2 protein-coding genes are annotated in these 1,491 nt (G+C 62.6%); one reads left to right on the plus strand and one right to left on the minus strand.

The annotated features are described in order from the left end of the window. Positions 1–20: 20 nt before the first annotated feature. A complete protein-coding gene (locus tag ACP5J3_RS14565; RefSeq protein ID WP_428496339.1) occupies positions 21–701 on the plus strand; it encodes a haloacid dehalogenase type II in 681 nt (226 codons plus the stop codon). A 36-nt stretch (positions 702–737) separates the two neighbouring features. On the opposite strand, the gene ACP5J3_RS14570 is transcribed toward ACP5J3_RS14565, so the two are convergent. Then, the coding region (locus ACP5J3_RS14570; RefSeq protein ID WP_428496340.1) for a hypothetical protein at positions 738–1,491 on the minus strand (754 nt) is incomplete at its 5' end.

Genomic DNA, 1,491 nt, shown 5'->3' on the forward strand with positions numbered 1-1,491 from the left:
CTAGGTAGTGGCTGGGGGGCATGGGGGTGACTGGGTTTGGGTCGTTGAGGGTCTTGGCTTTCGACATATACGGGACGCTGTTTGACCTCGGGTCTCTTGTGGAGGCGGCGAGGGGTGTCGCGCCGGACCCTGCGGGGTTCGTGGCGGCGTGGCGGTCGAAGCAGTTGGAGTACGCCCTCCTGCTCTCCATGATGGGTAGGTATGAGAGGTTTCGGGTGGTGACTGAGAGGGCGCTTAGGTACGTCAGCAGGAGGCTGGGGCTTGGGCTGGGGGAGGCGGAGGTGCAGAGGCTACTCGAGGCGTGGCTTAGGCTAAGGCCCCACCCGGACGTGCCGGGGGCTCTGGCCAGGCTCGCGTCTCGCTACACCGTGGTGGCCTTGACGAACGGCGACGTGGATATGGTGGACGAGTTGCTGAGAAGCGCAGGTGTCCGCCACCACTTCGCTGCGATTCTCTCAGCTGAGGAGGCCGGCGTGTTTAAGCCTAGCCCGCGGATCTACGGCCTCGTGGCGAGGCTGGGGGTTCAGCTGGGGGAGGCCGCCCTGGTCTCCTCCAACCCCTGGGACGCCGCGGGGGCCGCCAACGCGGGGCTCAAGGCGGTCTATGTAAATCGACACGTCCTGCCGCCCGAGGAGCTGGACGCGGCTCCCCACCTGGTGGTGAGGGATTTGGAGGAGCTCGCCGCGGCTCTTCTGGGCTAACGCCGGCTACTGAGGGTGTAGGTGTATACTACTGTCTTACCTCTGCTGTTTGATACGGGCCTCGGCTTCGCCGAGTGTGGGCTTTTTACCTGCAAGGTCGTATATGGCCATGTCTAGGTACACCTCGGCTGAGTTCTCCATGTAGTCGATGACCCTCACCGCGTGTAGCATGGCGATTTCAGACTTGGCCTTCTGCATGACGTGGAATCTCTTCGACGCCGCCGTGGAGAGGAATTTGGCGATGTGGTCCACCGTGCGCCGCTCGTGGATCTCTGCCAGCTCCCTGGCCGCCTCTAGCAAGGTTACCCACATCTCCGGCTGGCTTTCGCTTAGGTAGAGCTCCCTTATGTGGTCAACCGCCCGTTCGTAGTACCTAGCCAGCTGGATGTAGAATGCGCACCTCGGCGTGGGCCACTTGGCGCAGAGCCTATTCACAGTCAGCCTCAACACGTCGCTTTCGTCGTCGGCGGCCTCAACCACACGCCTCGTCGCCGTGCCCCCCGCCAAGCCCTCGAGGAGGTAGAGGAGGACCTTCACCATCCTGTCTACAACCTCCCCCTTGTCGACGTATCTATCTACATACCTAATCCTTACAAGCCCGCCTCCGTCGACGACCTGGGCGTATACCTTCTCAGCCGCCTTCTCCACGTCCTGGCTTTTTGGTATTTCCAACTCGTCTAGCCCCGCTGCGTAGCCCGCCACGACGTAGTACGGCGCCGGGTTGTCGGCCGTGTAGTGCCTAAGGGCTGGGGGGACTACCCCAACGAAGTCGCCCTCCCAGAACACGAAG

Origin of the sequence: Pyrobaculum sp. (genome assembly GCF_049971835.1) — an archaeon.
GTDB lineage: Archaea > Thermoproteota > Thermoprotei > Thermoproteales > Thermoproteaceae > Pyrobaculum.